Source organism: Rhodoplanes tepidamans, assembly GCF_030813915.1.
Lineage (GTDB): Bacteria > Pseudomonadota > Alphaproteobacteria > Rhizobiales > Xanthobacteraceae > Rhodoplanes > Rhodoplanes tepidamans.
Genome location: NZ_JAUSUJ010000013.1, coordinates 175,669 through 201,974, shown reverse-complemented (window position 1 = coordinate 201,974; position 26,306 = coordinate 175,669). Strand labels below are relative to the sequence as shown.

Annotated in this window: 24 protein-coding genes; 13 read left to right on the top strand and 11 right to left on the bottom strand. The window is 70.7% G+C overall.

Annotated features, from left to right (window positions below):
- Positions 1 to 122 (bottom strand): PIG-L deacetylase family protein (locus tag J2S22_RS17010; protein WP_307155852.1); only part of this gene is annotated, 122 nt, incomplete at its 3' end.
- 294 nt (positions 123 to 416) lie between these two features.
- Positions 417 to 1,322, bottom strand: a complete 906-nt coding sequence (locus tag J2S22_RS17005; protein ID WP_272778580.1) for a LysR family transcriptional regulator — start codon at positions 1,320 to 1,322, stop codon at positions 417 to 419.
- 500 nt (positions 1,323 to 1,822) lie between these two features.
- On the opposite strand from J2S22_RS17005, the gene J2S22_RS17000 reads away from it, so the two are divergent.
- A complete protein-coding gene (locus J2S22_RS17000; protein ID WP_272778579.1) occupies positions 1,823 to 2,794 on the top strand; it encodes a Bug family tripartite tricarboxylate transporter substrate binding protein in 972 nt (323 codons plus the stop codon).
- Between the two features lie 171 nt (positions 2,795 to 2,965).
- Complete coding sequence (locus tag J2S22_RS16995; RefSeq protein ID WP_272778578.1) at positions 2,966 to 3,655, top strand: substrate-binding domain-containing protein; 690 nt, start codon at positions 2,966 to 2,968, stop codon at positions 3,653 to 3,655.
- Here J2S22_RS16995 and J2S22_RS16990 read toward each other — a convergent pair.
- A complete protein-coding gene (locus tag J2S22_RS16990; protein WP_272778577.1) occupies positions 3,652 to 4,086 on the bottom strand; it encodes a hypothetical protein in 435 nt (144 codons plus the stop codon). The two genes, J2S22_RS16995 and J2S22_RS16990, sit on opposite strands and share 4 nt — an antisense overlap.
- Before the next feature lie 19 nt (positions 4,087 to 4,105).
- A complete protein-coding gene (locus J2S22_RS16985; protein ID WP_272778576.1) occupies positions 4,106 to 4,444 on the bottom strand; it encodes a hypothetical protein in 339 nt (112 codons plus the stop codon).
- 304 nt (positions 4,445 to 4,748) lie between these two features.
- Here J2S22_RS16985 and J2S22_RS16980 point away from each other — a divergent pair, with 304 nt between their 5' ends.
- Entirely contained in the window at positions 4,749 to 5,183 is a 435-nt protein-coding gene (locus J2S22_RS16980) for a hypothetical protein (protein WP_272778575.1), read from the top strand.
- 38 nt (positions 5,184 to 5,221) lie between these two features.
- Here the strand turns inward: J2S22_RS16980 and J2S22_RS16975 are convergent, their stop codons facing one another.
- Together J2S22_RS16975 and J2S22_RS16970 are read right to left on the bottom strand one after the other, a co-directional pair.
- The gene (locus tag J2S22_RS16975) at positions 5,222 to 5,914 is read right to left on the bottom strand and encodes a TIGR02281 family clan AA aspartic protease (protein ID WP_272778574.1); all 693 of its coding nucleotides are present in this window, start codon (positions 5,912 to 5,914) and stop codon (positions 5,222 to 5,224) included.
- A gap of 135 nt (positions 5,915 to 6,049) precedes the next feature.
- Positions 6,050 to 7,645, bottom strand: coding sequence for a sensor histidine kinase (locus J2S22_RS16970; RefSeq protein ID WP_272778573.1), 1,596 nt, complete (start codon positions 7,643 to 7,645; stop codon positions 6,050 to 6,052).
- Positions 7,646 to 7,917: 272 nt separating this feature from the next.
- Between J2S22_RS16970 and J2S22_RS16965 the strand changes: the two genes are divergently transcribed.
- Complete coding sequence (locus J2S22_RS16965) at positions 7,918 to 10,173, top strand: caspase family protein (protein ID WP_272778572.1); 2,256 nt, start codon at positions 7,918 to 7,920, stop codon at positions 10,171 to 10,173.
- Positions 10,174 to 10,291: 118 nt separating this feature from the next.
- Here J2S22_RS16965 and J2S22_RS16960 read toward each other — a convergent pair whose 3' ends face one another.
- Entirely contained in the window at positions 10,292 to 11,161 is an 870-nt protein-coding gene (locus J2S22_RS16960; RefSeq protein WP_272778571.1) for an NAD(P)-dependent oxidoreductase, read from the bottom strand.
- A 157-nt stretch (positions 11,162 to 11,318) separates the two neighbouring features.
- On the opposite strand from J2S22_RS16960, the gene J2S22_RS16955 reads away from it, so the two are divergent.
- The 3 genes from J2S22_RS16955 to J2S22_RS16945 all read left to right on the top strand — a co-directional run bounded on the left by J2S22_RS16955 (position 11,319) and on the right by J2S22_RS16945 (position 13,518).
- Positions 11,319 to 11,636, top strand: coding sequence for a DMT family transporter (locus tag J2S22_RS16955; RefSeq protein ID WP_272778570.1), 318 nt, complete (start codon positions 11,319 to 11,321; stop codon positions 11,634 to 11,636).
- A 162-nt stretch (positions 11,637 to 11,798) separates the two neighbouring features.
- Positions 11,799 to 12,941, top strand: coding sequence for an Mrp/NBP35 family ATP-binding protein (locus J2S22_RS16950; RefSeq protein ID WP_272778569.1), 1,143 nt, complete (start codon positions 11,799 to 11,801; stop codon positions 12,939 to 12,941).
- A 10-nt stretch (positions 12,942 to 12,951) separates the two neighbouring features.
- A complete protein-coding gene (locus J2S22_RS16945; RefSeq protein ID WP_272778568.1) occupies positions 12,952 to 13,518 on the top strand; it encodes a hypothetical protein in 567 nt (188 codons plus the stop codon).
- Between the two features lie 23 nt (positions 13,519 to 13,541).
- On the opposite strand, the gene J2S22_RS16940 is transcribed toward J2S22_RS16945, so the two are convergent.
- Positions 13,542 to 14,618 carry a Fic family protein gene (locus tag J2S22_RS16940; protein WP_272778567.1) on the bottom strand — a complete coding sequence of 359 codons (1,077 nt, stop codon included), beginning with the start codon at positions 14,616 to 14,618 and terminating at the stop codon, positions 13,542 to 13,544.
- A gap of 335 nt (positions 14,619 to 14,953) precedes the next feature.
- On the opposite strand from J2S22_RS16940, the gene J2S22_RS16935 reads away from it, so the two are divergent.
- Positions 14,954 to 15,160 carry a hypothetical protein gene (locus J2S22_RS16935; protein WP_272778566.1) on the top strand — a complete coding sequence of 69 codons (207 nt, stop codon included), beginning with the start codon at positions 14,954 to 14,956 and terminating at the stop codon, positions 15,158 to 15,160.
- Positions 15,161 to 15,341: 181 nt separating this feature from the next.
- Here J2S22_RS16935 and atoC read toward each other — a convergent pair whose 3' ends face one another.
- Positions 15,342 to 16,757, bottom strand: a complete 1,416-nt coding sequence (gene atoC / locus J2S22_RS16930; RefSeq protein WP_272778565.1) for an acetoacetate metabolism transcriptional regulator AtoC — start codon at positions 16,755 to 16,757, stop codon at positions 15,342 to 15,344.
- On the bottom strand, positions 16,754 to 18,610 hold the full coding sequence (gene atoS / locus J2S22_RS16925) for a two-component system sensor histidine kinase AtoS (protein ID WP_272778564.1): 1,857 nt from the start codon (positions 18,608 to 18,610) through the stop codon (positions 16,754 to 16,756). Before atoS ends, atoC begins: the two co-directional genes overlap by 4 nt.
- Positions 18,611 to 18,973: 363 nt before the next feature.
- Between atoS and J2S22_RS16920 the strand changes: the two genes are divergently transcribed.
- From J2S22_RS16920 to J2S22_RS16900, 5 genes are all read left to right on the top strand, one after another.
- Positions 18,974 to 19,627, top strand: a complete 654-nt coding sequence (locus tag J2S22_RS16920) for a CoA transferase subunit A (RefSeq protein ID WP_272778563.1) — start codon at positions 18,974 to 18,976, stop codon at positions 19,625 to 19,627.
- Position 19,628: 1 nt separating this feature from the next.
- Positions 19,629 to 20,285 carry a 3-oxoacid CoA-transferase subunit B gene (locus J2S22_RS16915; protein WP_272778562.1) on the top strand — a complete coding sequence of 219 codons (657 nt, stop codon included), beginning with the start codon at positions 19,629 to 19,631 and terminating at the stop codon, positions 20,283 to 20,285.
- Positions 20,286 to 20,320: 35 nt separating this feature from the next.
- Positions 20,321 to 21,751: a short-chain fatty acid transporter gene (locus tag J2S22_RS16910; RefSeq protein WP_272778561.1), complete on the top strand. Its 1,431-nt coding sequence runs from the start codon at positions 20,321 to 20,323 to the stop codon at positions 21,749 to 21,751.
- Positions 21,752 to 21,845: 94 nt separating this feature from the next.
- Entirely contained in the window at positions 21,846 to 23,030 is a 1,185-nt protein-coding gene (locus tag J2S22_RS16905) for an acetyl-CoA C-acetyltransferase (protein ID WP_272778560.1), read from the top strand.
- 303 nt (positions 23,031 to 23,333) lie between these two features.
- On the top strand, positions 23,334 to 24,431 hold the full coding sequence (locus J2S22_RS16900) for a TRAP transporter substrate-binding protein (RefSeq protein WP_272778559.1): 1,098 nt from the start codon (positions 23,334 to 23,336) through the stop codon (positions 24,429 to 24,431).
- Between the two features lie 225 nt (positions 24,432 to 24,656).
- On the opposite strand, the gene J2S22_RS16895 is transcribed toward J2S22_RS16900, so the two are convergent.
- Positions 24,657 to 26,303 carry a TRAP transporter large permease gene (locus tag J2S22_RS16895; RefSeq protein ID WP_272778558.1) on the bottom strand — a complete coding sequence of 549 codons (1,647 nt, stop codon included), beginning with the start codon at positions 26,301 to 26,303 and terminating at the stop codon, positions 24,657 to 24,659.
- Positions 26,304 to 26,306: the final 3 nt, after the last annotated feature.

Below are 26,306 nucleotides of genomic sequence, written 5' to 3'. Positions count from 1 at the left end.
AGGCAGACGATCTTCACCTTGTAGCCCTTCTTGGCGTGCAGCGCGATCGCGCCGCCGGCGCGCCACACGAAATCGCCCGGATGGGCGGTGACGACGAGTCCCGTCTTGCTCTTCGCGGACATGCCGGAAGGCCTCCTCACGTGATCGAATTTTGAAGGATGGAGCCGGCCGGCTCGCGCGTCAGCGTGCGGGGACGCCGCGCTCTCTCGACCGGCCGCGGCCGCTAGCGCGCCGGCGCGGGCCGGCGCGACGACGTGCAGTGTCGGACGTGCCGCCGCGCAGGATCATCCAGTCGATTCCGCTCTGCATGACATGTCCCTCCCGACCGAACCGTCGAACTTCGGTGGACGGACGTACTGTAGGGCGGCTGCAGGGCGGCGGAAAATTCGAAGTTTGTCACTTACGATGAATTCAGATCATGCTAGCCGGCGCCGATCCTTCTTCAGCTCGCGCCCGACGATCTGGGCGAGCTCGTCGGCGAGCGAGGAGAGCGGCACGCCGGCCCGCGACACGATGCCGATCGCCCGGGTGACCTTCGGGTTCTGCAGCGGCACCGCCTTCACCGTGCCGTCGATGTTGGCGACCGCCAGCCGCGGCAGGATGGTCAGGCCGACGCCTTCGGCGGCGAGCTTGATGGCGGTCGAGGTGTGCTGAACCTCGTAGAGCCACTGCAGCTTCTCGCGCCGGCTGCCCAGCGCGTCGTCGAGCAGGATGCGGTTGCCGGTCTGCGGGCTGACCCGGATCAGCGGGAAGCGCACCAGCGCGTCCCAGTTCACCGCCGTCTCGCGGGCCAGCGGATGATCGCCGGCGCAGACGAGCACATAGGGCTCCTTGAGCAGGATGCTGACCGTGAGATCGGCACTGTTGGCGGCCACGATGGTCACCCCGAACTCGATCGTGCCGGCCTGCACCATCGCGCTGATCTCGGTCGCCGAATTGTCGTGGACCCGCACCGCGACGTCGGGGTGGCGCTGCTTGAACCGGTTGAGGATGGGCGGCAGGTAGCGTTCGGCCAGCGTCGGCAGGCAGCCGATCGACAGGCGGCGCTGCCCGGAGCGCCCCTGCTGCCGCAGCTCCTCCATGGTGGCGGACAGCTCCTCGATGGTCGCCTGCGCCTTCGGCAGGAGCTTCATGCCGGCGCTGGTGAGCGTCACCGGACGGCTGGTCCGCGACAGCAGCTTGAGCCCGAGATCGTCCTCGAGCTTGCGGATGCGATGGCTGAGCGCGGTCTGCGAGAGATTCAGATAGGCGGCGGCGCGCTGGAAGTTGCCGCGCTCCGCGATGCTCAGGAAGGCCTGGATGCCGAGAAAGTCCACACGCACGTCACCCTCGCATGCAGTGAGACCGCCGGACCGCCCGACGGGCGCCGCGCGGTCGATGGCGATCGTATCGGCCCGTCGCGGCGAACGACGCGACTGCGTTCGATCGGTCGAACGGGGGCGCGCAACGCTCGCTCAGCTGTCGGCCGATCTTCACAAGACGCAAAGCGAATTCAGATCGGTGTAACCACGTAGACGTGCCGATGCGATCGCGACGCATGCGTCGCGGGCATCGCGGCGCGACCGCGCGACCGCACGGCTGCGCCGATAAGCCCGCGTCTTCGGCCGCCCGGACGTGGCCGGCCGATCGGCGTCGTCGGCCCAGGATGCATCTGATGCATCGAATGTCGAATACTTCGAATTGTATGGACGGGAAGCACGCGTGTTAGCGTTCGCGCGGTTGGCAACCGTGACGTCGTCTTTTTCGCAACGAACCCCCGATCCGTCAGTGGGCGTCAGGAGCGTCGGCTCGGTTCGACGCTCGCGCCGAGAGGAGAGGATCCATGGCTTTGTCGCGCCGCACCCTGCTCGCCGCCTCGACCGGCCTGCTGCTGTCGTCGGCGGCCCGCGCCGCGTTTCCCGAGCGCTTCGTCAGGTTCATCGTGCCGTTCGCGGCCGGCGGAAACGCCGACACGGTGGCGCGTCTGGTCGGGCAGGGCATGACCGAGACGCTCGGCCAGCCGGTGGTCGTGGAGAACCGCCCGGGCGCCGGCGGCAGCATCGGCGCCGACATGGTGGCGAAGTCGACGCCCGACGGCTACACGCTGCTGATCGGCCCCAACGGACCGCTCGTGAACAACCAGTTCATCCAGGCGAAGGTCGGTTACGACACGCTGAGGGATCTGGCGCCGATCGGGCTGACCAGCATCGTGCCGCATGCGCTCGTCGTCCACCCCTCCCTGGAGGCGAAGACGATCGCCGAGTTCGTCGCCCTGTCCAAGACCCGGGCGATCGAGGTCGCGACCAGCGGCTACGGCAGCGCCACCCACTTCACGCTCGAGCGGTTCGCCGCGAAGACGGGGGCCGCGGTGGTGCACGTCCCGTACCGGAGCGGCGGCGCCCTCATGCCGGATCTGATCGGCGGAAGCGCCCGCGCCGCGATGACGGAGTTCTCGATTCCGCTCGCGCTGCACCGGGAGGGCAAGGTTCGCATCATCGCGATCGCGGCGGAGAAGCGCTCGCCGGTGGCGCCCGAGATCCCGACCATGATCGAATCCGGCGTGGCCGGCTTCCTCGCCGGCAGCTATGTCGGGCTGCTCGCGCCGGCCGGCACCCCGCCGGAGGTGATCGCGCCCATACAGAAGGCGCTGGTCGTCTCCCTGCGGTCGAAGCTCGTGCTCGACCAGTTCGCCAAGCTCGGCATCGACGTCGTCTCGCCCGATCTGATGACGCCGGCCGGATTCACCGCGTTCATCAAGAACGATCTCGCGCTCTGCCGGGAGGCCGCGAAGGTGGCGGGCATCAAGCCGAACTGATCCGGCCGCCGGTCCGGGCCGCGCGGCGAAGACGCCGGCGGCCCGGTGCGTGCCGGTGAGCATGCGCGAAAAGCGAGAACTCATGGCCGGGACGCGCACGCGGTCCATTGACTGGGGTGGCCGAAGCGCGACAGATCACCCGGGCAGCGAAGCACGATCCAGAGGTCACGGATGACATCCCCGATCACCTGCATCTCGTCGATGGCGACCCGCCACATCCTGAACGAGCTCGCGGCGCTGTGCGAGCAGCGCACCGGCCGGGCGCTGGCCGTCCGGTCGCTGGGCGGCGTGGAGGCCGCCAAGCTGGTCCGCGCCGGCGAGGCCGTGGACATCGTCCTTCTCGCCTCCGGCCCGATGGAGAAGCTGGAGGCCGAGGGACGGCTCGCCGCCGGGAGCCGGACCGCCTTCGCCCGCTCGGACATCGCGCTCGCCGTGCCCTCGAGCCGGCCGGCGCCGGACGTGAGCAGCGAGGCCGCGGTCCGCGAGGCGGTGTCGTCGGCGACGCGGCTGTGCTACTCGACCGGCCCGAGCGGCGACCATCTGATGCGGCTGCTGGAGCGGTGGGGCCTCGCTGCCGGCATGGCCGACCGCCTCCTGCAGGCTCCGCCCGGCGTCCCGGTCGGATCGCTGGTCGCCAAGGGCGACGCCGATCTCGGCTTCCAGCAGTACAGCGAGCTGGTGAACATCCCCGGCATCACGGTGGTCGGCGGGCTGCCGGCCGCGGTCCAGTCGACCACGGTGTTCACGGCGGGCGTCGCCGCGGCGAGCCCGGACGCCGACGGTGCGCGGGCCGTGATCGCGTTCCTGATGTCGGCCGAAGCCGATCCGGTGAAGCGCCGGCACGGCATGGAGCCGGCCTAGCTCCCCTCCCGCCGGGTGGTGTCCGCCGGGCCGGCCGGGGCCGGCGGAACGCGCAGCGCCAGCCAGTGGACGAGCACCACCACGGCCGCCGGCAGCAGGATCGTGGCGTCGACGAACAGCGCGATCCCCAGCATGATGTTGCGGCCGAACGGCGTGTGCTCGCCGAGCACCGCATAGGCCAGCAGCCCGCTGCCGATCGTCAGCAGCGCGGTGAGCAGCAGCACCGCCGTCCAGCGGACCGCCGCCGCGGTCCAGCGCCGCCACGCGACGAGAGCGAAGGAGGCGCCGACGACCGCGGCCAGGGCCAGGAACAGGGTCAGCGCCGCCACCGGGTCGGCGACGTCGACGGCCGTCACGGCCGCGAACTGCAGCGGCGCGACCAGCCCGAGCGCCACGGCGGGGCCGATCCACAGGCGCCGGACGGGGCGCATCGCTGCGGCGGCGCCGCTCTCAGGCCGTCTCCAGCGGCCCGTGGTCGTCGCAGTGGTCGCCGTGCTGATGATGCAGCCGGCCGTTCACCAGATAGTCGACATGGTCGCCGTGCGGCACCGCTTCGTGGCCGCAGCCCGGACCGTGGACGTGGTCGCACCTCACCTCGGGCGTGCAGCGCACCGGGTTCGTGTCGTCCACCGCGATGACGTGCTCGTCGACATGGTCGCCGTGCATGTGGTGGAGATGGCCGTCGTGCAGATAGTCGATGTGGCCGTCGTGCTTCACGGCCGTGTGGCCGCAGCCGGGAGCGTGCCGGTGAGGATGGTCGTCGTGGTGCTTCTCGGTGCAGTCCGTCATGGAGAGCCTCGCAGGACAGCGGACCGTCGGCGTGCCGGCCGGGCTGGCGCCCGCCGCGGGTGACGCCGCGACTCCGCGGGTGGTTCGGGAACGCGCGAACTGTCGCTCGCTCGCGGGCTCGGACGCCGGACGGTCACGGGGCGCGGCAAGACGCGCCGCAATGGTAGTGCGTTCCGCCGCGATCCAGCAAGGTGTCGCGCCGGCGGGCGCCTCGTCCGGCTCCGACCCCGCTCGCGCCGCACTCGTGCGACACTCTGGCGGCCGTGTGATTCGGGCGCGGGGCGCCCGACGGGGGAGAACCTTCATGCGCATCGTTTCGGGATTTCGCACCGCGCTCGTCGCCGCCGCCGTGGTCCTCGGCGCCGCCTCGGCCGCGCAGGCGGAGAGCGGCAGCATCTCGCTGACCATCTACAAGGGCGGCTGGTTCATCGGCGGCTCGGGCGGCACCGGCACCCTGACGTTCCAGGGGCGCAAGTATCCGCTGTCGATCGGCGGCCTGTCGGCCGGCCTCGTCTTCGGCGCCTCGAAGGCGAATCTCTACGGCCGGGTGAGCAACATCCGCCGGCCCTCCGACGTCGCCGGCGTCTACGGCGCGGCCGGCGCCGGCGGGGCGCTCGGCCCGGGCGCCCAGGCGATCGTGCTGCGCAACCAGAAGGGCGCCGTGCTCGAGCTGCAGGGCCGCCAGGTCGGCCTGATCGCCAATCTCGACCTCAGCGGCATGGCCCTGTCGCTGAAATAGCGCCGCGGCCCGGCGCCCGTCCGGCCCGCGGCGCCCGGTCAGTGCGTCCGCATCACCAGCTTGCCGCCACGGACCTCCCAGCTCTCCAGCCGGTCCAGGAAGCTCATGCCGAGCAGGCTCACCTTGAGCTGGCCGGGCGGGGCGATCAGGGCCGGCACCGAGCGCTCGACGATGCCGCCGACCGTGATGCGGTCGAGCGTCACGGCGGCCGCCTGGGCGCGGCCGTTGGCCGTGTCGACGTTGACGTTGTACTTGATGAAGTCGAGCGGCAGGCCGGCCGCCTTGGCGGCCTCGTGGGTCAGCACCACGGCGCTGGCGCCGGTGTCGAGCACCATCGGCACGGCGGCGCCGTTGACCTTGGTGCCGATCTTGAAGTCGCCGGCCTGGCCGCGCGCCACCTCGACGACCTTGCCGCGGGTCGCGGCGCGGCCCGGCAGCATCTCGGCCATCATCCGCTCGCCGGCGTCCTTGAGCTCGAACCGGTAGGTGTAGCCGGCGACCAGCAGGAGGCCGATCACGGCCCAGATCAGGGCCCACTGCACGGCCTGGGCGAAGCGGTCGCGGAACAGGGTCAGCACGGCGCCGCTCAGCAGGGCGATGAAGCCGAGCTTGACGATCAGGGAGGCGATGTCGCCGTCGGACAGCTCGGTCCGCCCCGAGCGCTGCGCCAGCAGCAGCGCCAGGCCCGCAAAGGCGGCCAGGAGAAGGAACCACACGGCGGAACGACGCATCGTCAACACGTCCAGACACCTCGATTCGCCCCGGACGGGACCCCGGACCATAGTCCGGGCCGGCGGGAAAACAACCACGGCCGCCCCCTCCGGGGCGCGGCATTTCGTCGAAACCGGAAGCCCGAGACGGCCCGCTCAGTTCTCCAGCTTGAACATGCGCAGCCGCTGGCGCAGCGACACCGGCCCGTCCCGGCCGCTCGGCATCGGCGGCGGCGTGTCGGAGGGCACCACCGGACCCTGCTCCGGGATCGGCTCCAGGGCCGTCATCACCCGCTCGGGCGGGAACGTCACCACCACCTCGGTGCCCTCGCGCAGCTTGGAGCGCAGCGTGAAGGTGCCGCCGTGCAGGTCGATGATGCTTTTGACGATCGGCAATCCCAGCCCGGCTCCCTGTTCGGCCGACTTGATGGCGTTGGAGCCCTGGCCGAACGAGTCGAGCACGATCGGGATCTCCTCCTCGGAGATGCCGGAGCCGTTGTCGCGCACGCTGAGATACTGGCCGCCCGCATGGGTCCAGCCGACCTTCAGCCACACCTCGCCGCCCTGCGGCGTGAACTTGATCGCGTTGGACAGCAGGTTCAGGCACACCTGCCGCACCGCCCGCTCGTCCGCCCACAGCTTCGGCATGTCGGGCTCGAAGCACTCGTGGATGGCGATGCCGCGCGTCTTGGCCCGCATCTTGAGGAGGTGGTGGCACTCCTCGACGGTCTGCACCAGCCCGACCAGCTCCTCGTTGAGCTCGTAGCGGCCCGCCTCGATGCGCGACAGGTCGAGGATCTCGTTGATCAGGCCGAGCAGGTGGACGCCCGAATTGTGGATGTCGTTGGAGTAGTCCTTGTAGACCGCGACGGTGTGCGGCCCGAAAATCTCGTTCTTCATCACCTCGGAGAACCCCAGGATGGCGTTGAGCGGCGTGCGCAGCTCGTGGCTCATCTGGGCGAGGAAGCGGGACTTCGCGATGTTGGCGCCCTCGGCGCGGCGCCGCGCCTCGTCGGACTTGGCCTTGGCCTGCTCGAGCTCGGCGATCAGCGCGTCCTTCTCGGCCCGCGCCTCGAGCGTCGCCAGGTTCGACGAGTAGATGCGGAACGACAGGAGGACGAAGTAGATCTGCGCCGTCACCGCCATGGCGGCGAGGATCCAGCCCTGCACCGTGCCGGCGAGCACGAAGTTGAGGGCGACCGCCACGGTCACCGGCGTCGTCGCCGCCAGCACGGCGACGGGCAGGCTCGACGCCAGCATGCTGGCGATCGCCACCACCAGCAGCATGACGAACAGGTTGAAGGTCGCGGCGCTCTCGTGGGGGCCGACCGGGTGGGTGAGCTGGAACATCCAGGCCAGCCCGAAGAACAGGTCGAGCACGATGAAGCGCAGCCGCCACGCCCGGCCGTTCACGGCGTTGCCGGACTCGGCCAGGAAGCGGCGGCACTTGAGCACGATGACGAGGTGGATCACCAGCATGGCGGCGGTCCAGGCGCCGGCCGCGAGCGGGTCGCCCCACACGCCCGCCAGGAAGCCGATCGAGACGATCAGCATCAGGATGACGAGCGATCCGGACAGCCGGTTCTGGGCGAACTGGCGCAGCAGCTCGGTGTCGAAGGCCGGCCGCGTCCCGGTCGTCGAGGTCAGCCGGTCGCGCGCCTCGCGCACCCGCTGCGCCGCCAGACGTCGGCGCACCACCTCGGTCCTGTCGGCCGGGGGCGAGGCAGGCGTTTCGGAGAAATCGAGAGGCATGCGTACTGTGCTCGGCGTTCGCTCCGAGGCTGCGGCAAAATCCTTAACTTCAGGCTTAGGCCCGCGTTAGGTGTGATGGCGAAAACGCGGTAATAACCGGGGCTTGCCTCTGGAAAGCCGCATCGGGCGGGAAAAAACTGCCGGGCTCCGCCCCGCATGGTTAAAAAACCGTTGCGGGGGCACCCCTTCCGGTCGCATAGCCGTAAATCGGTTGCAATGTCGCGCCAGCGTCACGGGATGCCGGCCGCGACGGCCGCAGTGCGGGGACAAACATGTTCAGGCGGTTCGTGGCGTTCTGCGCCGCCCTCGTGATGATCGCGGGGGCGGGGGCATCGGTTTCGGTGGCGCAGACCTCGGATCAGGGGCCGGCCGGTCCGCCGCGGATCGGCTTCGTGGTCGGCAATGCCGCCTACCAGACGGCGCCGCTCGCGACCGCCCTCAACGACGCGGGCCTGGTGGCGGAGGCGCTGCGCTCGGTCGGCTTCGAGATCGTCGAGGGCGCCGATCTCGGCGCCTCCGACCTGGTCCGGTCGTTCCGGGAATATCTGGCCAAGCTCGAGGCGGCGGGACCCGACGCGGTCGGCTTCGTCTACCTGTCGGGCTACGGCTTCGCCTTCGAGGGCGAGAACTACCTGGCCGGCATCGACGCCCGGCTGGAGCGCGAGAGCGACGTGCCGCTCGAGGCGGTGCGCGTCTCCGATCTGGTGCGCTCGCTCGCCGGCGCGCCGGCGCGCGCCCGGGTCCTGGTCCTCGATGCCGCCCGCAAGCTGCCGTTCCGCATCGCCGAGCAGGGGCTGCCGCCCGGTCTGGTCGCCGTCGAGGCGCCACCCGGCATGCTGATCGGCTTCTCGGCCGGCCCCGGCCAGATCGCCCCCGACATCGCCGATCCGAACGCCGGGCAGGGCGCCTACGGCGCCTATGCCACCGCCATCGCCGAGATGGTGCGGGCCGGCGGGCTCGACCTGCCTGAGGTGTTCACCCGCATCCGCGCCCGCACCCACCAGATCACCGAGGGGCGGCAGACCCCGTGGGACGTCTCGGCCCTGACCCAGCCGGTCGTGCTGGTGCCGGCCGAGGCGGCGCCCGACGCGCCGGCCCCGGCGCTGGCCGCGCCGGTGCGCGAGCGCCGGCCGTTCCGCGACATCCCGGCCGACGAGGCCTATGCGGCCGCGGTCGAGCGCGACGACCTCGCCGGCTACGTGGAGTTCGTCGAGACCTATCCGCAGAGCCCCTATGCCAAGCGGGTGTGGGTGATCATCCGGGCACGGCGCGAGGCGCTCGCCTGGATGAAGGCGGTCGAGATCGACTCGCCGCAGTCCTACTGGACCTATCTGCGCCGCTATCCGAAGGGCATCTATGCGGCCGACGCGCGGCGCCGGCTCGCCCGCCTCTCCGCCGCCTACGAGCCGCCGCCCGACTTCGCGCCGGTCGAGTTCGCCGACGTGCCGCCGCCGCTGCCGGACGAGCCGGTCGGCTTCTACTACGACGACTATCCGCCGGCGCCGCCGCCGCCCGTGTTCCTGATCGCGCCGCGGCCGCGCTGGTGGGTCGACCTGCCGCCGCCGCCGCCGCCCGTTTTCTACGGCGGCCTGCCGCCGGTGCGGGTGATGCCCGTGATCCCGCGGGTGCGGCCGGGCGTGCGCATCCCGGTCGTGCTGCCGGGGCGGCCGCTGCCGCCCGGGCCCGGCCCGGTGATCCGTCCGGGCGGGCCGCGGCCCGTGGGGCCGGGGCCCGTAGGGCCGGGACCGGGCTTCCGCCCGGGTGGACCCGGCGTGGTCGGTCCCGGTCCGGTCGGTCCCGGTCCAGGCGTTCGCCCCGGCGGGTTTGGGGGCGGCGGGCCCGGCGTGGTCGCACCCGGCGGTCCCGGTGCTCCGGCCGTGCGTCCCGGCGGCCCGGGCGGTCCGCCGCCGCAGGGCGTCGTCACCCTGCCGCCGGCCGGCGGTCCCGGCGTGCGGCCGGGACCGAACGTCCGCCCGGTCGGTCCTCCCGGCACCACTGTCCGTCCCGTCGGCCCGGTCGGGCCCGGCGGTCGCCCGGTCGGCCCGAACGTCCGCCCCGGCGGACCCGGTGGACCGCCGCCGGCCGGCGTGGTCTCGCGGCCGCCCGGACCGCCCGCGGTCGGGCCGCGGCCGGTGGTCCCGCCCGGCCGCACGCCGCCGGCCGTGGTGAACCGTCCGCCGCCGCCCCAGGTGGTCAATCGGCCGCCGCCGGTGCGCACGGGACCGCCGGTGCGGACCGCGCCGCCGCCGACCGCGGTGCGCACCCCGCCGCCGCCCCGCATCGTCAACCGTCCGCCGCCGCCCGCCGCGGTGAACCGGCCTGCGCCGGTGGTGAATCGTCCGCCCCCGGTGGTGAACCGCCCGCCGCCGCCGATGGTCCGTCCGGCCCCGCCGCCGATGCGGGCCGCCCCGCCGCCCGCCCGGCCGGCCCCGCCGGTCGCCCGCGCCGCGCCGCCACCGCCGCCGCGCCCGGCCGCGCCGCCGCCGAAGCGCTGCGTCGTGATCAACGGCCAGCAGGTCTGCCGCTGACCGCGGGCCGGCCGGCCGAGCCGGCGACCCGCGACCGCCGAAACGCCGACGGGCGCCGCGACCGCGGCGCCCGTTGCGATTCCGGCCCCGGTGACGGGCGCGACGGCGCCCCGGCCGCTCAGCGCTGCAGCCGGGCGATCAGGCTCGACGTGTCCCAGCGCCGCCCGCCCATCTCCTGGACGTCGGCGTAGAACTGGTCGACCAGCGCCGTGACCGGCAGCTTGGCGCCGTTGCGGCGCGCCTCGGCGAGCACGATGTCGAGGTCCTTGCGCATCCAGTCGACCGCGAAGCCGAAGTCGAACTCGCCCGCCACCATGGTCTTGTAGCGGTTCTCCATCTGCCAGGACTGCGCGGCCCCCTTGGAGATGGTGGCGATCAGCTTCTCGGTGTCGAGCCCGGCCCGCATCGCGAAGTGCAGCGATTCGGCGAGTCCCTGGACGACGCCGGCGATGCAGATCTGGTTGCACATCTTGGCGAGCTGGCCGGCCCCCGCCTCGCCCATCAGGGTGCAGGCGCGCGCATAGGCGGCGATCACCGGCTCGGCGCGGGCATAGGCGGCCGCGTCGCCGCCGCACATCACGGTCAGAACCCCGTTCTCGGCGCCGGCCTGGCCGCCCGACACCGGCGCGTCGATGGCCGCGAAGCCGGCCGCCGCGGCCGCCGCGGCGAGCTCGCGCGCCACCTCGGCCGAGGCCGTGGTGTGGTCGACGAACACGCTGCCCTTGCCCATCGCCTGGAAGGCGCCATCCGGCCCGAGCGTCACCTGGCGCAGGTCGTCGTCGTTGCCGACGCAGGCCATCACGAAGTCCTGGCCGGCCGCCGCCTCGCGCGGCGTCGGCGCCGCGCGACCGCCGAACTGCGACACCCAGCGCTGCGCCTTCTCGGCGGAGCGGTTGTACACCGTGACCTCGTGGCCGCCCTTTTGGACGAGGTGGCCGGCCATCGGGTAGCCCATCACGCCGAGGCCCAGAAAGGCGACTTTCGCCATGTCGATGTCCTTTGGATGCGCGGTCCGGCGCCCGGTCCGCTGTCTTGCAGGTGACGTGGAGGCTGGCTATGTGCCGGCCGACCCGCCTCGTCAACCCGTCCCGGTGCAGACCGGGGGACCGGCCCGCGCGGCGGGCCGGAACCGGACGGAGATCGGCATGGCGTGGGTGTTTCTGCTGCTGGCAGGCTGTTGCGAGATCGGCTGGCCGATCGGCCTGAAGCTCGGCTGGACGCCGCAGGGCATCCGCTGGCTGTGGATCGTGTTCGCCGTCGCCTGCATCACGGCGAGCGGCGCCCTGCTGCTCCTGGCGCAGCGCGAGATCCCGATGGGCACCGCCTATGCGGTGTGGACCGGGATCGGCGCGGTCGGCGCCTTCCTGGTCGGCGTCTGGGCGTTCGGCGACCCCGCCTCGACGATCCGCTTCGCCTCGGTCGGCCTCATCGTGCTCGGCATCGTCGGGCTGAAGATGGGGTAGGCGCCTTTCGCCGCACGGCCGTGAAAGCCGCAAGCAGCGGCGGGACCCGCCGTTGACCCGGGCCCGGACGCCCCTATGTTCACCCGACCACGGCCCGGCGAACCGGGCAGACTCCGTCCGGGCCGGGGGAAACCGGCCGCGGGCCGGGCAGGGGAGACCAGCATGGCGCCGACCAGGAACGACGTTCTCGCGAGCCTCGCGACGGTGAAGACCCCGGACGGCCGGCCGCTCACCGAGTCCGGCACGCTCTCGGAGATCGTCGTCGGCGACGGCAAGGTGTTCTTCTCGATCACGGTCGACGCCGCCGCCGTGAAGGCCTGGGATCCGGTGCGTGCCGCCGCCGAGGCGGCGGTGCGGGCGATCCCCGGAATCACCTCGGCCATGGTGGCGCTGACCGCCGAGCGCAGCGGCGGCGGTGCGGCGGCGCGTCCCGCCGCGGCGCCGGCCGGCGGCGGCCACGGGCATGCGCACGGCCATGGCGGCGGCGGCGCGCCGCAGCAGCCGGCCGTGCCGGGCGTGGCGTCGATCATCGCGGTCGCCTCGGGCAAGGGCGGGGTGGGGAAGTCGACCACCTCGGTCAATCTCGCCCTCGGGCTCGCGGCGATCGGCCTGCGGGTCGGCCTGCTCGACGCCGACATCTACGGCCCCTCGGTGCCGCGCCTGCTCGGCCTCAAGGGCAAGCCGCAGATGGGCCCCGGCAACAAGCTCATCCCGCTGAAGGGCTTCGGCCTCGAGGTGATGTCGATCGGCTTCCTGGTGGAAGAGGAGACGCCGATGATCTGGCGCGGCCCGATGGTGATGTCGGCGCTGACCCAGATGCTGCGCGAGGTCGACTGGGGCACGCTCGACGTGCTGGTGGTCGACATGCCGCCCGGCACCGGCGACGCCCAGCTCACCATGGCCCAGCAGGTGCCGCTCAAGGGCGCCGTGATCGTCTCGACCCCGCAGGACCTCGCGCTGATCGACGCGCGGCGCGGCATCGCCATGTTCCGCCGCGTCAACGTGCCGGTGCTCGGCATCGTCGAGAACATGAGCTACTTCCTCTGCCCGAACTGCGGCACCCGCTCCGACATCTTCGGCCACGGCGGCGCCCGCGACGAGGCCGCCCGCCTCGGCGTGCCGTTCCTCGGCGAGGTGCCGCTCCACATGGACATCCGCGAGACCTCCGACGCCGGCCGCCCCGTGGTGGCGACCGAGCCGGACGGCCCGCACGCGGTGATCTATCGGGATATCGCCACGAAGGTGCGCGATCAGCTCGCCGGCGCGGGGGGCCGCGCGGCGCCGCGGATCGTCATCGAGGCGTGAGGGTGCGGCCGTGGACGCCGTTTTGGAGCACCTTCAGCGTATCGTCCGTCCAGCTCTGATGGAATACAGAGACGCTGAATTGCGCTTGGATGCGGCGCATGAAAGAGGGAATGCGACCGAGATTGAATCGACAAGGCACGAAGTCTTGCGTCGTGCTCGCACTGCCGCGATCGAACTCCATCAGCTCTCGGATGTGGCGCTCAAGGCACCGTCACCCGAGCTGCCGTCGTTCAGTACGATCGCCGATGTCCGATCCGCCGTGCAAGGCTGTTGCTTGTTCTTGAGGACCAGCGATCAAGTCGCAGACGTCTCGTTGTTGAGAGACGTCGCAGACGCGTTCAAGCACTGCGTGCCGGATCGCGAGAACACGTCCATCCGCGGTGCCGATGCGGTGATTGCTGTTAGCTCCGGGTTCGGGGGCCTGCGGTCTGGTGAAGGAAAGTATGGTGGGGCAGAACAGGTGATCGTGTCACGGAAGGCCGGTGAAAAACGCGCGCTTTCATCGGTTTTTCAAAACGTTTTCGACGCCTGGATGAGATTGCTCCGACAGCCGCTTCCGTCGATTGGAGCGTTTTAGCAACGCAATTCCGATACCGGCGCTCACGCTCCGCCCCTGTCCCCGTTCTCATCGAACAGCCGGATATACGGCCCGTAGCGAAAACGGCGGTGGCGGGTCTGGCCGGTGATCTCTTCGAGAATGCCGAGCTTCTCCATGCGGCCGACGAGGTGGTTCGCCGACGGGTAGGTGGTGGCGATCAGGGCCTGGACGTCGCCGACGGAGACGATCGGGCGCTCGTAGAGGTGCTCCAGCACACGATGGCCGTTACCCGCGGCGCGGCCGAGTCCTTCGGCGATGGCGGCGCGATGGGCTTCGCGCAACGCCAGGATGCGACGCGCCGTCTCGGTGGCCTGGACGCTGACCTCGGCGACACCGCGCAGGAAGAAGGCGAGCCAGGCCTCCCAGTCGCCGCGGTCGCGCGTCGCCTGCAGCAGATCGTAATATTGCTGCCTGTGCCGCTTGAAGTAGTGCGACAGGTAGAGCACGGGCTTTCGCAGCACGCCCTTCTCGCACAGCAGGAAGGTCACCAGGAGGCGGCCGACGCGGCCGTTGCCGTCGAGGAACGGATGGATGGTCTCGAACTGGGCGTGCGCGAGCCCGATCTTGATCAGCAGAGGCAGGTCGTCGCCGGCGTGGAGAAACCGTTCCAGGGCGCCGAGCGCCTCCGGTACTTCGTGCGGCGGTGGCGGCACGAAGGTCGCCTCGGCCAGCGTGCAGCCGCCCGGGCCGATCCAGTTCTGCGAGCGCCGCAACTCGCCGGGCGTCAGGTGCGCACCGCGGACGCCATGCAGCAGGCGCTCGTGGATCTCGCGGATGAGCCGGGCCGATACGGGCAGCTCGGCGAGCCGCCCGAGCCCGTGGTTCATGGCGGCGACGTAGTTGATCACCTCGTCGACGTCGCTGGGGTGCTCCGGCCCGAAAATGCTCGCTTCGGCCGCCAGCAGGTCCTGGAGCGAGCTCTGGGTCCCTTCGATCTGGCTGGAGAGCACCGCTTCCTTGCGGACATACATGAAGACGAACAGGTCGGGATTCGGCAGGATCTGGATCGAACCGTCGAGCCGGCCCATCGCGAGGTCCGCCTCGGACAGGAGCCGCTGCAGCGGGGCATCGATCCGCACGGGCGGAGCGGGCGGCAGCGGCGCCGGAACGAAAGCGCGGTATCCCGCGGGCTGCCGCACCCAGCGGCCCGATCGACCCGGAGACGCGGGGCCGGCTTCGCTATGATCGTCAGCCTTACGCATGGGCCGGCATGTCGTCCATATTAAAGGCAGCCTTTAATATGGGGGCCTTGGTCTTCCATATGCAAGGCTGCCTTTCATTCCGACTCGGCCGATGCTGTGCCCCGTGGTCAACCCTCCGAGAGAAATGGCGCCCTGTGCCCGGGCCGGCTTGCCCCCCGCCGACTCCCGGTCTACTCCTGCCGGCGAGCACGAACAGCCGAGAACGGGGTGACATGTCGAAGCAGGCGATGCGCGAGGAGACCGAGCGCCTGGTGCGGGAGGCGATCGAGCGTCGCGGCCTCACCATCAAGCAGGGTGACACCCGGATCGACGCGGTGTGCGGCAAGTGCGGCGCCGTCAACAAGGTGTCGGCCCCCAAGGGGCAGAACCGGGTGCGCTACACCTGCAAGGACTGCGGCCACGCCCAGGTGACGCTCTGACGGGTGACGCTCCGACAGGTGACGCTCCGACCGGCCGCTGAACCGGGACCCCGGTCGTCCCGGGCGCGCGCTGCATGGCGCTGGCCGGCGACCCGTACGCCCGGACCGTCGTGAGCCGCCGGTACAGGGAACATGGAGTCCCGGCGCGCGGCTTCGCCGCGCCCCGCAATGACGACGACGGCTACTCCGCCCCTTCGCGTGCGCCGAGGCCGTACTCCTGCAGCTTGTAGAGCAGGGCGCGGCGGCTGATGCCGAGCGCGATGGCGGTGCGGGCGCGGTTGCCGCCGTTGTGGGCCAGCGCGGCGCGGATCACCCGGGTCTCGAACTCGCCGACCAGCTCGCGCAGCGGCCGGCCGATCTCGACGCCGTCGAGATCCGCGAGGCTCTCGACGCCCGCCGCGGCGAGCGCGTTGCGCTCGGCCCGCAGGCTGTCCGGCAAATCCTCCGGCAGGATGACGCTCGACGTGCTCATCACCACGGCGCGCTCGACCGCGTTGGCGAGCTCGCGCACGTTGCCGGGCCACGGATAGGCCAGCATGCTCTCCATCGCGGCCGGATCGAAGCCGCGGATGACGACGTCGTTCTGGGCCGTGAACCGCTCCAGGAAATGCGCGGCGAGCAGGCGGATGTCCTCGGGCCGCTCGCGCAGGGGGATCGTCTTGAGCGTCACCACGTTGAGGCGAAAGAACAGATCCTGGCGGAACGTGCCTGTCTTCACCATGCTCTCGAGATCGCGGTTGGTGGCGGCGACGATGCGCACGTCGGTCTTGATCGGGCTCGATCCGCCGACCCGCTCGAACTCGCGCTCCTGCAGCACGCGCAGGAGCTTCACCTGCAGGCCGGTGGAGATCTCGCCGATCTCGTCGAGGAACAGGGTGCCGTGCTCGGCCTGCTCGAAGCGGCCGCGCCGGCGCCCGACCGCCCCCGTGAAGGCGCCCTTCTCGTGGCCGAAGAACTCGCTCTCCAGCAGGCCTTCGGGAATCGCCGCGCAGTTCACCTTGACGAACGGGCCGGTGGCGCGCGGCGAGCCGTAGTGCACGGCGGCGGCGACCAGCTCCTTGCCGGTGCCGCTCTCACCCTGGATCAGCACGGTGGCGTTGGAGCGGGCGACCTTGGCGACGGTCGCCCGCAGCTCCATCATGCGCGGATTGTCGGTGAGGATGCCCTCGGCGCCGTAGCGTTCCGACAGCTCGCGGCGCAGCGACACGATGTCGGCCCGCATGGTGCGGATCTCGAGCGCGCGCCGCACCAGGACGCGGATCTCCTCGATGTCGAACGGCTTGATCACGTAGTCGAAGGCGCCGTCGCGCATCGCCTTCACGGCGGTGCCGACCTCGGCGAAGGCCGTCATCAGGATCACGGCGGCGCCGCGGTCGACCTCCAGGATCGCCTTCATGGCGTCGAGGCCGTTCATGTGCGGCATGCGGATGTCCATCAGCACCACGTCGGCGTGGCGGCGGCGGAACGCCTCGGTCGCCTCGACGCCGTCGCCCGCCTCGGTGACGGCGCAGCCCTCCTTGGTCAGCACGGCCGCGAGCATGCGGCGGATCGCTTCGTCGTCGTCGACGATCAGGACGGCGGGGGCGGGGACGCTCATGAGACGGGCTCGGGGGTCTGGTCGTGGTGGACGATCGGCAGCCGGATCTCGACCACGGTGCCCTTGCCGGGCGCGCTGTCGATCGTGATCACGCCGCCATGGGCATCGACGATGCGGTGGACCATGGCGAGGCCGAGGCCGGTGCCGGACGGCTTGGTGGAGAAGAACGGGTCGAAGACCTTGTCGAGGTTTTCCGGCGCGACGCCGACGCCGTCGTCCTTGACCACGATGGCGACGTGCTCGCCCTCGGTGCGGGTCGAGACCGTCACGGTGCCGCCGTCCGGGATCGCCTGGATGGCGTTGATGATCAGATTGAGGAGCGCCTGCTTCAGCGCCTCGCCGTCCGCCTCGATGGTCGGGAAGCTGCCGTCGCAGGCGAGCTCGATCCGCGCGTCCGACTTGCCGCGCGCCAGGAACGCCATCTCCTTGATCAGCTGCGGCACGTCCACGGTGGCGATGCGGGGCGGCTGCGGCCGGCCGAAGGCCAGCAGCTCGCCGACCAGGTGGTTGAGGCTGTCGACCTGGCGGATGATCAGCGGCCCGTAGGCGCGCCACTCCTCCAGGCTCTCGCACTCGTCGAGATACTGGATGAAGCCGCGGATCGAGGTGAGCGGGTTGCGCACCTCGTGGGCGATGCCGGCGGTGAGCTCGCCGAGCGCGGCGAGGCGGTCGGCCCGCATCACCTGCACCATCAGGCGCTCGCGCTCGCTCACGTCCTTCAGCACGACGACGGCGCCGATGCGCTTGCCGTCGCCGTCGCGCAGCACGCTCGACGTCGCGTTGATGCGCAGCGTCTGCTCGGCGCGCGGCAGGTCGATCGTCACGGCGGCGTGCACCCGGCCGGTCTGGAGCGTGTCGAGCAGCACGCTGTCCAGCCTCGCCTCCTTGGGGAAGAGGCTGCGATAGGGCTTTCCGATCACCTCCGCCGAGGTGACGCCGTAGAGATGCTCGGCCGCCGGGTTCACGGCGGTGACGCGCCCCTCGAGATCGACCGCGACGATCGCGTCGGCGACGCTCGCCAGGATGTTCTCGTTGAGCGAGCGCGCGTCGTTGAGCGCCTTCGCCATGCCGTTGATCGCCTCGACGATCTCGCCGAGCTCGTCGCGCAGCGCCGGGATCGGCCGTCGGAGATCGCGCTTCATCGCCGCGAGCCCGTGCACGATCACGCCGACCTCGCGCGACAGTCGACGCGACAGCACGCTGATGATGCCGAAGGCGACGACGAGCCCGCCGACGCTCGCCACCACCACGGCGAGGTCGATGGCGCTGGCCTGCGCCTCGATGGCGGACGAGAACTCGTTCGACCAGATGTAGCCGATCGCCTCGCCGTCGCGGATGATCGGCAGCATGGCGTTGAGGATCGGCCCGCGCACCAGCGTGCCGGCCTCGGCGCGCGGCACCTTGGTCGCCATCACGTCGCGGCCCGGATGATCCTCCGGGATCGACAGGCCGACCGTGTTGGCGTGGTCGCGGCTCGGGCCGTAGGTGACGATCGCGTCGAGCCGCCGCGAATAATAACCGACGCCGACGCCGGGCGCCGCGTCGGCGACCCGGTCGGTGGCCGGCGCGAGCTTGCGGTTGAGATGCCGGATCGCCGCGGCGCGATCGGTCCAGCCGGTCGGCAGGTCGGCGATCAGCGCGTCGTAGCCGCCGGGGCCGAGCTCGAGATCGAGCACCCGCGCCAGCGCGAAGAGCTTGTCCTCCTTCTCGCTGCGCAGCGCCTGCCGGCCCTCGCGCTCCAGCGCCACGCCGACGATGGCGATCGGCAGCGCGACCACCAGGAGCGAGGTCAGCATCAGGCGGACGCGCAGCGTCCGCACGGGAAACAGGCGGCGAAGTTCGAGCAGACGCACGGGACGCCTCGGGGGTCGGCACCGTTCGGCGCCGTGTTTGGAAGGGCTCTTATTGCGCTGCGATCCCGGGGCCGCAAGTCGTGATGTTTCGGATGCGGACATGCGCTTCGAACGACATGCGGACAACTACGCAAGGCGCGCCCGAGGGTGCGCAAGATCTTGCGCAGCCGTGAACAGAACTGCGCGTGCCGAGCGGACCGGTGCTGCGCCGCAGCAATCGCGGGAAGCCTTGCAGGACGGGCGTTTCCTCACGTGGCACGGGGCTTGCGGAACAGGCCACGTGGCACGCTTCCGGCGCGCCCGCCGCCGCGGCCCCGCGACGGCGATCCGGCGCCCGGATGACTTCAACGAAAGGGATTCGTCATGTCCAAGGTCACCGCCCTCGAACAGGCGGTCGCGAAGATTCCCGACGGCGCGACGCTGATGATCGGGGGATTCATGGGTGTCGGGTCGCCCCACCGCCTGATCGACGAGCTGGTCCGCCAGGGCCGCAAGGATCTCACCATCATCGCCAACGACACGGCGCGTCCCGGTGTCGACATCGGCAAGCTGATCCGCGCCGGTGCCGTGAAGCGGCTGGTCGCCTCGCATATCGGCCTCAACCCCGAGACCCAGAAGCAGATGATCGACGGCCAGATCGAGGTCGAGCTGGTGCCGCAGGGCACGCTCGCCGAGCGCATCCGCGCCGGCGGCGCCGGGCTCGGCGGCGTCCTCACCGCGACCGGCGTCGGCACCACGGTGGCCGAAGGCAAGCAGACCATCGACGTGAAGGGCAAGACCTTCCTGGTCGAGGAGCCGCTGCGCGCCGACTTCGCGCTGATCAGCGCCTGGCGGGCCGACTACTACGGCAACCTCTCCTACGAGCTCACCGCGCGCAACTTCAATCCGGTGATGGCGCTCGCCGCCGACACCGTGATCGCCGAGGCCGGCGAGATCGTGCCGGTCGGTCTCATCCCGCCCGATCAGGTCGAGACCGTCAGCGTCGTCGTCGATCACCTCGTCGCCCGGAGCAACTGACATGGACGAGAAGACCATCATCGCCAAGCGCGTCGCCCAGGAGCTGAAGGACGGCAACCTGGTCAATCTCGGCATCGGCCTGCCGACGCTGGTGACCAAGTATCTGCCGGCCGGCATCCAGGTGTTCTTCCAGTCGGAGAACGGCGTCATCGGCATGCAGCCGCTGCCCGAGCCGGGCGTCGCGGCCGACGCGCTCACCGACGCCGGCGGCACCCCGACCAGCATCATCCCGGGCGCCGGCGCGTTCGACAGCGTCACCTCGTTCTGCCTGATCCGCGGCGGCCATCTCGACGTCACCGTGCTGGGCGGCCTGCAGGTCGACGAGGCCGGTCAGCTCGCCAACTGGATGGTGCCGGGCAAGATGGTGCCCGGCATGGGCGGCGCCATGGATCTGGTCTCCGGCGCCAAGCGCGTCATCGTCGCCATGACCCACACGGCCAAGGGCGCGCCGAAGATCCTGAAGAAGTGCAACCTGCCGCTCACCTCGGTACGGCGCGTCGATCTCGTCGTCACCGAGCTCGCCGTGATCCAGCCGACCGACGAGGGGCTCGTCCTGCTCGAGGTCGCCGACGGCGTCACGGTCGAGCAGGTCGTCGCCGCCACCGAGGCCCGCCTGATCGTTCCCGCCACGGTTCCCACCATGCAGCTCGCCGCCTGACGACAGGCGCAACCGGACATCGATCGGAGACAGACATGTCCATCGAAGCTACCAGCAACGTCCCTGTCCAGGACGTCGACGAGACGAGCGCGGGCGTCCTCGCCCGCATGGCCCATTCGTTCACGGCCTGGGCCGAGCGGTGGTACCCCGACGCGTTCGTGTTCGTGATCTTCGCCGTTCTCGTCGTCGCGGCCGGCAACCTGGCGACCGGCGCCTCGCCGGTCGCCATCGCCAAGAGCTTCGGCAACGGCTTCTGGACGCTCATCCCCTTCACCATGCAGATGGCCATGGTGGTGATCACCGGCTACGTGCTGGCCGTCTCGCCGCCCGCCACCAAGCTGATCGACAAGCTCGCCCTCGTGCCGACCTCCGCCGCCGGCGCGGTCGCCTGGGTGTCGTTCGTGTCGATGATGGCGTCCTACATCAACTACGCGCTGAGCCTCGTTCTCGGCGGCCTGCTGATCCGCGCGCTCGCCCGCCGCACCGAGCTGCGGATGGACTACCGCGCCGCCGGCGCGGCTGCCTATCTCGGCCTCGGCGCCACCTGGGCGCTCGGCCTCTCCTCGTCGGCCGCCATGCTGCAGGCCAATCCGGCCTCGCTGCCGAAGACGATCTCCGACATCACCGGCCTGATCCCGCTGTCGGAGACCATCTTCAAGTGGAACTCGATCGCGATGGCCGTCATCATCACGATCGTCTCGGTCGCCATCGCCTACTTCTCGGCGCCGAAGGGCCGCCATGCCCGCACCGCCGAGGACATGGGCTGCGATCCGCACGACGCGCCGGTGTCGCAGACCAAGGCGAGCCGTCCCGGCGAGTGGCCGGAATACACGACGATCCTGCCGATCGTGATCGGCGTGATCGCGCTGGGCTGGGTCGTCACCGAGTTCATGGCCAAGGCCCCGCTGTCGGTCATCGGCAACCTCAACACCTACAACTTCATCCTGCTGATGGTCGGCCTGGTGCTGCACCGGAACATCCACAGCTTCACCAAGGCCGTCTCCGCCGCCGTGCCGAGCACGACGGGCATCCTGCTGCAGTTCCCGTTCTACGGCTCGGTCGCCGCGCTGATGACGGCGGTGCCCGGCTCGGACGGCGTCACCCTCGCGCACCACGTCGCCGACTTCTTCGTGTCGATCGCCAATGTCGACACGTTCCCGGTGGTGATCGGCGCCTACTCGGCGGTGCTCGGCTTCTTCGTCCCGTCGGGCGGCGGCAAGTGGATCGTCGAGGCGCCCTACGTGATGCAGGCGGCCAAGGATCTCGGCGCCCACATGGGCTGGGCGGTCTCCACCTACAACGCTGCGGAGGCTCTGCCGAACCTGATCAACCCGTTCTGGATGCTGCCGCTGCTCGGCGTGCTCGGCCTCAAGGCGCGTGACATCGTCGGCTTCTGCTTCACCCAGTTCCTGTTCCACGTGCCGATGGTACTCTTCCTACTCTGGATCCTGGCCCCGCACGCGTGATACCCCGCGGCGGGACCGGGTGCCACCGGCCCCGCCCGAGGAGGCCCGCCGCGTCCGCGGCGGGCCTCCGCCTCCAAGAAGACTCCCGTAAGGAATGACAGCCATGACTGACGTCGTGATCGTGTCCGCGACGCGGACCCCGATCGGATCGTTCAACGGCACCTTGAGCCCGCTGGCCGGCCACGAGCTCGGCCAGATCGCCATCGTCGAGGCGCTGCGGCGCGCCTCCGTCGCCCCGGCCGAGGTCGACGAGGTCCTGCTCGGCCAGGTCCTCACCGCGGGTCAGGGACAGAATCCGGCCCGCCAGGCCGCCATCAAGGCCGGCATCCCGGCCGAGAAGACCGCGGTCACGATCAACCAGGTGTGCGGCTCCGGCCTGCGCACCGTCGCGCTCGCCGCGCAGGCGATCGCCACCGGCGACGCCGCGATCATGGTGGCGGGCGGACAGGAGAGCATGACGCGCTCGCTGCACGCCACCTATCTGCGCGCGGGCATCAAGATGGGCCCGGCCGAGGTCCTCGACACCATGATCCGCGACGGGTTGTGGGACGCCTTCAACGGCTACCACATGGGCACCACGGCCGAGAACGTCGCGGCCAAGTGGTCGATCTCGCGCGAGGAGCAGGACGCCTTCGCGACCGGCTCGCAGAACAAGGCCGAGGCGGCCCAGAAGGCCGGCCGCTTCAACGACGAGATCGTGCCGGTGACGATCAAGTCGAAGAAGGGCGACATCGTCATGTCGGTCGACGAGTTCCCGCGCGCCGGCGTCACCGTCGAGGCGCTCGCGAAGCTCAAGCCGGCCTTCGCCAAGGACGGCACCGTGACGGCCGGCAACGCCTCGGGCATCAACGACGGCGCCGCCGCGCTGGTGCTGATGAGCGCCAAGGATGCGGCCGCGCGCGGTCTCACCCCGCTCGCCCGTATCGCATCGTGGGCGACGGCCGGATGCGATCCCTCGATCATGGGCATCGGCCCGGTGCCGTCGAGCCGGAAGGCGCTCCAGAAGGCCGGCTGGTCGGTCGCCGACCTCGATCTGGTCGAGGCCAACGAGGCGTTCGCGGCGCAGGCCTGCGCGGTCGGCCGCGAGATGGGCTTCGACCCGGCGAAGCTGAACGTCAATGGCGGCGCCATCGCGCTCGGCCATCCGATCGGTGCCTCGGGCGCCCGCGTCCTGGTGAGCCTCCTCTACGAGATGGGCCGTCGGAACGCGAAGAAGGGCCTCGCCACGCTGTGCATCGGCGGCGGCATGGGCATCGCCATGTGCGTGGAGCGCGCCTGACGGCGCCGCCCCGTGCCGGGCGCGCCGCGGCGCGCCCGGCGGGCCCTCCGGGGCCCGAAACCGCGGCCCGGGCGTGCTGCCGCCCGGGCCGTTTCCTTTTGGCGGTGCGGCACGGCGGCCGGACCGGGCCGGCCGGGCGCGCCGCCGGGGCGCTCCGGGGGAGGGGCGGCCCGGGAGAGGGCGATCCGCCGTCTGCCGCGCTTGCGTCGCGGCCCCCGTGTGCTAGAGCGGGTTCCAATCGTCACGCGGCGAGATTTTCAAGCCGCCGAAGCCCCGCCTCACGGTCCAGAGAGGAAACCCAGGATGAAGAGACGTCAGTTCCTCGGCGCGCTCGCCGCCGGCTCGGCCGGCGCCGTCGCCAGCACGGTTGCGTCCCCGGCCGTCGCCCAGTCGATGCCGGAGATCAAGTGGCGCATGACCTCGAGCTTCCCGAAGTCGCTCGACACGCTCTACGGGGCGGGCGAGATGCTGGTGAAGCAGGTCGCCGAGATGACGGACGGCAAGTTCCAGATCCAGCACTTCGCCGCGGGCGAGATCGTTCCCGGCCTGCAGGCGCTCGACGCCACGGCCGGCGGCACGGTCGAGATGTGCCATTCGGTGTCGTACTACTACGTCGGCAAGGACCCGACCTTCGCGATCGCCGCGGCGGTGCCGTTCGGGCTGAACGCCCGCCAGCAGGCGGCCTGGCTGTTCCAGAACGGCGGCAACGAGAAGTTCAACGAGTTCTACAAGAAGTACAACGTCTACGGCTTCCCGATCGGCAACACCGGGGCCCAGATGGGCGGCTTCTTCCGCAAGGAGATCAAGACCGCGGCCGATCTCCAGGGCCTCAAGATGCGCATCGGCGGCATCGCCGGCCAGGTCCTGCAGAAGGTCGGGGTGGTGCCGCAGCAGCTCGCCGGCCCGGACGTCTACCCGGCGCTGGAGAAGGGCACCATCGACGCGGCCGAGTGGGTCGGCCCCTACGACGACGAGAAGCTCGGCCTCGCCAAGGTGGCTCCGTATTACTACTACCCGGGCTTCTGGGAAGGCGGCCCGATGGTCCACGGCTGGGTCAATCTCGACAAGTGGAACCAGCTGCCGAAGACCTATCAGGCGATCCTGCTGAACGCCGGACACGCCGCCACCAACTACATGATCACCCGCTACGACGCGCTCAACCCGCAGGGCCTGCGCAAGATCCTCGCCTCCGGCGGCCAGCTGCGGCCGTTCTCGAACGACATCCTCGACGCCTGCTTCAAGGCCACCAACGAGCTGTGGGCCGAGATCGGGGCCAAGAACGAGACGTTCAAGACCATGATGGCCGACATGCAGGCGTTCCGGAACGACGAGTATTTCTGGTGGCAGGTCGCCGAGTACAACTACGACACCTACATGATCCGCAGCCGCACCCGCGGCTGACGGGGACGCGTTCCCGTCCGATCGTGTCGTGACGCCGAAGCCCCGGAGCGCCGCTCCGGGGCTTTTTTTGCTTTGCTCGGATTCGCGAGTTCGTAGGGTCGGAAAAAGTGCGCCGAAGGCGCGCCGTGCCCACGCGGCTCGCGTCGCCGGCGCTGGACAGCGTGGGCACGGCGCTCCGCGCCTTTGCCCACCCCACGAAGGTGGTGGTGGCGGCGAGACGCAGCCCTATCTCAGGTCGAGCGCCGGCGGGGTCTCGGGCGGGGCGATCTGGATCTCGATCGTCTTCGGATCCACGGTCGAGGCCGAGCCCTTGTAGTGCATCACGAGCTGCGGGAAGAGGATCACCATCGCCACGCCGATCAGCTGGATGATCACGAACGGCACGGCGCCCCAGTAGATCTGGCCGGTGGTGATCGGCGCCGTCTCCAGCCCGGTGACGCGGTCCCGGTAGGGGAACTTGGGCGCCACCGAGCGCAGGAAGAACAGCGCGAAGCCGAACGGCGGATGCATGAACGAGGTCTGCATGTTCACCGCGAGGATGACGCCGAACCAGATCAGGTCGATGCCCAGCTTGTCGGCGACCGGCGCCAGCAACGGGATGATGATGAAGGCGAGCTCGAAATAGTCGAGGAAGAAGGCCAGGACGAAGACGAGCAGGTTGACGAAGATCAGGAACCCGACCTCGCCGCCCGGCAGCGAGGTGAGCAGGTGCTCCACCCAGACGTGGCCGTTGACGCCGTAGAAGGTGAGCGAGAACACCCGGGCGCCGATCAGGATGAAGATCGCGAAGGCCGACAGCTTGGCGGTCGCCCGCACCGCCTGACGGACCAGATCCAGGGTGAGGCGCCGCTTGGCGGCGGCGAGCGCGACCGCGCCGACCGCCCCCATGGCGCCGCCCTCGGTGGGCGTGGCGAGGCCGATGAAGATCGTGCCGAGCACCAGGAAGATCAGGAACAGCGGCGGCACCATCACGACGGTGGCCTGCTGGGCGATCTTCGACAGGAACCGGAACCCGAAGGCCCGCGTCGTCACGACGTTGACGACCGCCACCGCGAAGGCGAACAGGACCGCGAAGAACATGGTCAGCACCACGCGGTCGGCGCCGCGGGTGCTCGACTCGAGCATCACCAGCCAGCCGAAGGCGATGCTGGCCAGCGTCAGGATCGCCAGCGAGGTCATGCCGCGGCGGCCGTTCTCCTCGCGGAAGCCGATCGCGTCGGGCGGAAGACCGGGCGCCGCGGTCGGAAAGAAGGTCGAGACGACGAAGATGTAGCCGGCGTAGAGGCCGGCCAGCATCAGGCCGGGCAGGAACGCCCCTTCGTACATGTCGCCGACCGAGCGGCCGAGCTGGTCGGCCATGATGATCAGGACGAGCGACGGCGGGATGATCTGGGCGAGCGTGCCGGAGGCCGCGATCACGCCGGAGGCGACGCGACGGTCGTAGCCGTAGCGCAGCATGATGGGGAGCGAGATCAGCCCCATCGAGATCACCGAGGCGGCCACGACGCCGGTGGTCGCGGCGAGCAGGGCGCCGACGAACACGACGGCGTAGCCGAGGCCGCCGCGGATGCGGCCGAACAGCTGGCCGATGGTGTCGAGCAGGTCCTCGGCCATGCCGGAGCGTTCGAGGATCAGGCCCATGAAGGTGAAGAACGGGACCGCGAGCAGCGTCTCGTTGCTCATCACGCCGAGCACGCGCTCGGGCATCGCCTGCAGGAAGTTCGGGCCGAACAGGCCGAGCTCGATGCCGATCAGCCCGAACACGAGGCCGTTGGCGGCCAGCGAGAAGGCGACCGGGTAGCCGAGCAGCAGGAAGACGACGAGCGCCCCGAACATGATCGGGGCCATGTTGTCGATCAGGAAAGCGGTCATGGC

What these genes read in the sequence shown, in the direction of transcription:
- J2S22_RS16970 (WP_272778573.1), bottom strand. Translation starts at nt 7,645, where the DNA reads ATGCCTCTCGATTTCTCCGAAACGCCTGCCTCGCCCCCGGCCGACAGG.
- J2S22_RS16975 (WP_272778574.1), bottom strand. Translation starts at nt 5,914, where the DNA reads ATGCGTCGTTCCGCCGTGTGGTTCCTTCTCCTGGCCGCCTTTGCGGGC.
- J2S22_RS16995 (WP_272778578.1), top strand. Translation starts at nt 2,966, where the DNA reads ATGACATCCCCGATCACCTGCATCTCGTCGATGGCGACCCGCCACATC.
- J2S22_RS16980 (WP_272778575.1), top strand. Translation starts at nt 4,749, where the DNA reads ATGCGCATCGTTTCGGGATTTCGCACCGCGCTCGTCGCCGCCGCCGTG.
- J2S22_RS16895 (WP_272778558.1), bottom strand. Translation starts at nt 26,303, where the DNA reads ATGACCGCTTTCCTGATCGACAACATGGCCCCGATCATGTTCGGGGCG.
- J2S22_RS16985 (WP_272778576.1), bottom strand. Translation starts at nt 4,444, where the DNA reads ATGACGGACTGCACCGAGAAGCACCACGACGACCATCCTCACCGGCAC.
- J2S22_RS16915 (WP_272778562.1), top strand. Translation starts at nt 19,629, where the DNA reads ATGGACGAGAAGACCATCATCGCCAAGCGCGTCGCCCAGGAGCTGAAG.
- J2S22_RS16920 (WP_272778563.1), top strand. Translation starts at nt 18,974, where the DNA reads ATGTCCAAGGTCACCGCCCTCGAACAGGCGGTCGCGAAGATTCCCGAC.
- J2S22_RS16905 (WP_272778560.1), top strand. Translation starts at nt 21,846, where the DNA reads ATGACAGCCATGACTGACGTCGTGATCGTGTCCGCGACGCGGACCCCG.
- J2S22_RS16960 (WP_272778571.1), bottom strand. Translation starts at nt 11,161, where the DNA reads ATGGCGAAAGTCGCCTTTCTGGGCCTCGGCGTGATGGGCTACCCGATG.
- J2S22_RS16900 (WP_272778559.1), top strand. Translation starts at nt 23,334, where the DNA reads ATGAAGAGACGTCAGTTCCTCGGCGCGCTCGCCGCCGGCTCGGCCGGC.
- J2S22_RS16935 (WP_272778566.1), top strand. Translation starts at nt 14,954, where the DNA reads ATGTCGAAGCAGGCGATGCGCGAGGAGACCGAGCGCCTGGTGCGGGAG.
- atoC (WP_272778565.1), bottom strand. Translation starts at nt 16,757, where the DNA reads ATGAGCGTCCCCGCCCCCGCCGTCCTGATCGTCGACGACGACGAAGCG.
- J2S22_RS16950 (WP_272778569.1), top strand. Translation starts at nt 11,799, where the DNA reads ATGGCGCCGACCAGGAACGACGTTCTCGCGAGCCTCGCGACGGTGAAG.
- J2S22_RS16955 (WP_272778570.1), top strand. Translation starts at nt 11,319, where the DNA reads ATGGCGTGGGTGTTTCTGCTGCTGGCAGGCTGTTGCGAGATCGGCTGG.
- J2S22_RS16990 (WP_272778577.1), bottom strand. Translation starts at nt 4,086, where the DNA reads ATGCGCCCCGTCCGGCGCCTGTGGATCGGCCCCGCCGTGGCGCTCGGG.
- J2S22_RS16910 (WP_272778561.1), top strand. Translation starts at nt 20,321, where the DNA reads ATGTCCATCGAAGCTACCAGCAACGTCCCTGTCCAGGACGTCGACGAG.
- J2S22_RS16965 (WP_272778572.1), top strand. Translation starts at nt 7,918, where the DNA reads ATGTTCAGGCGGTTCGTGGCGTTCTGCGCCGCCCTCGTGATGATCGCG.
- J2S22_RS17000 (WP_272778579.1), top strand. Translation starts at nt 1,823, where the DNA reads ATGGCTTTGTCGCGCCGCACCCTGCTCGCCGCCTCGACCGGCCTGCTG.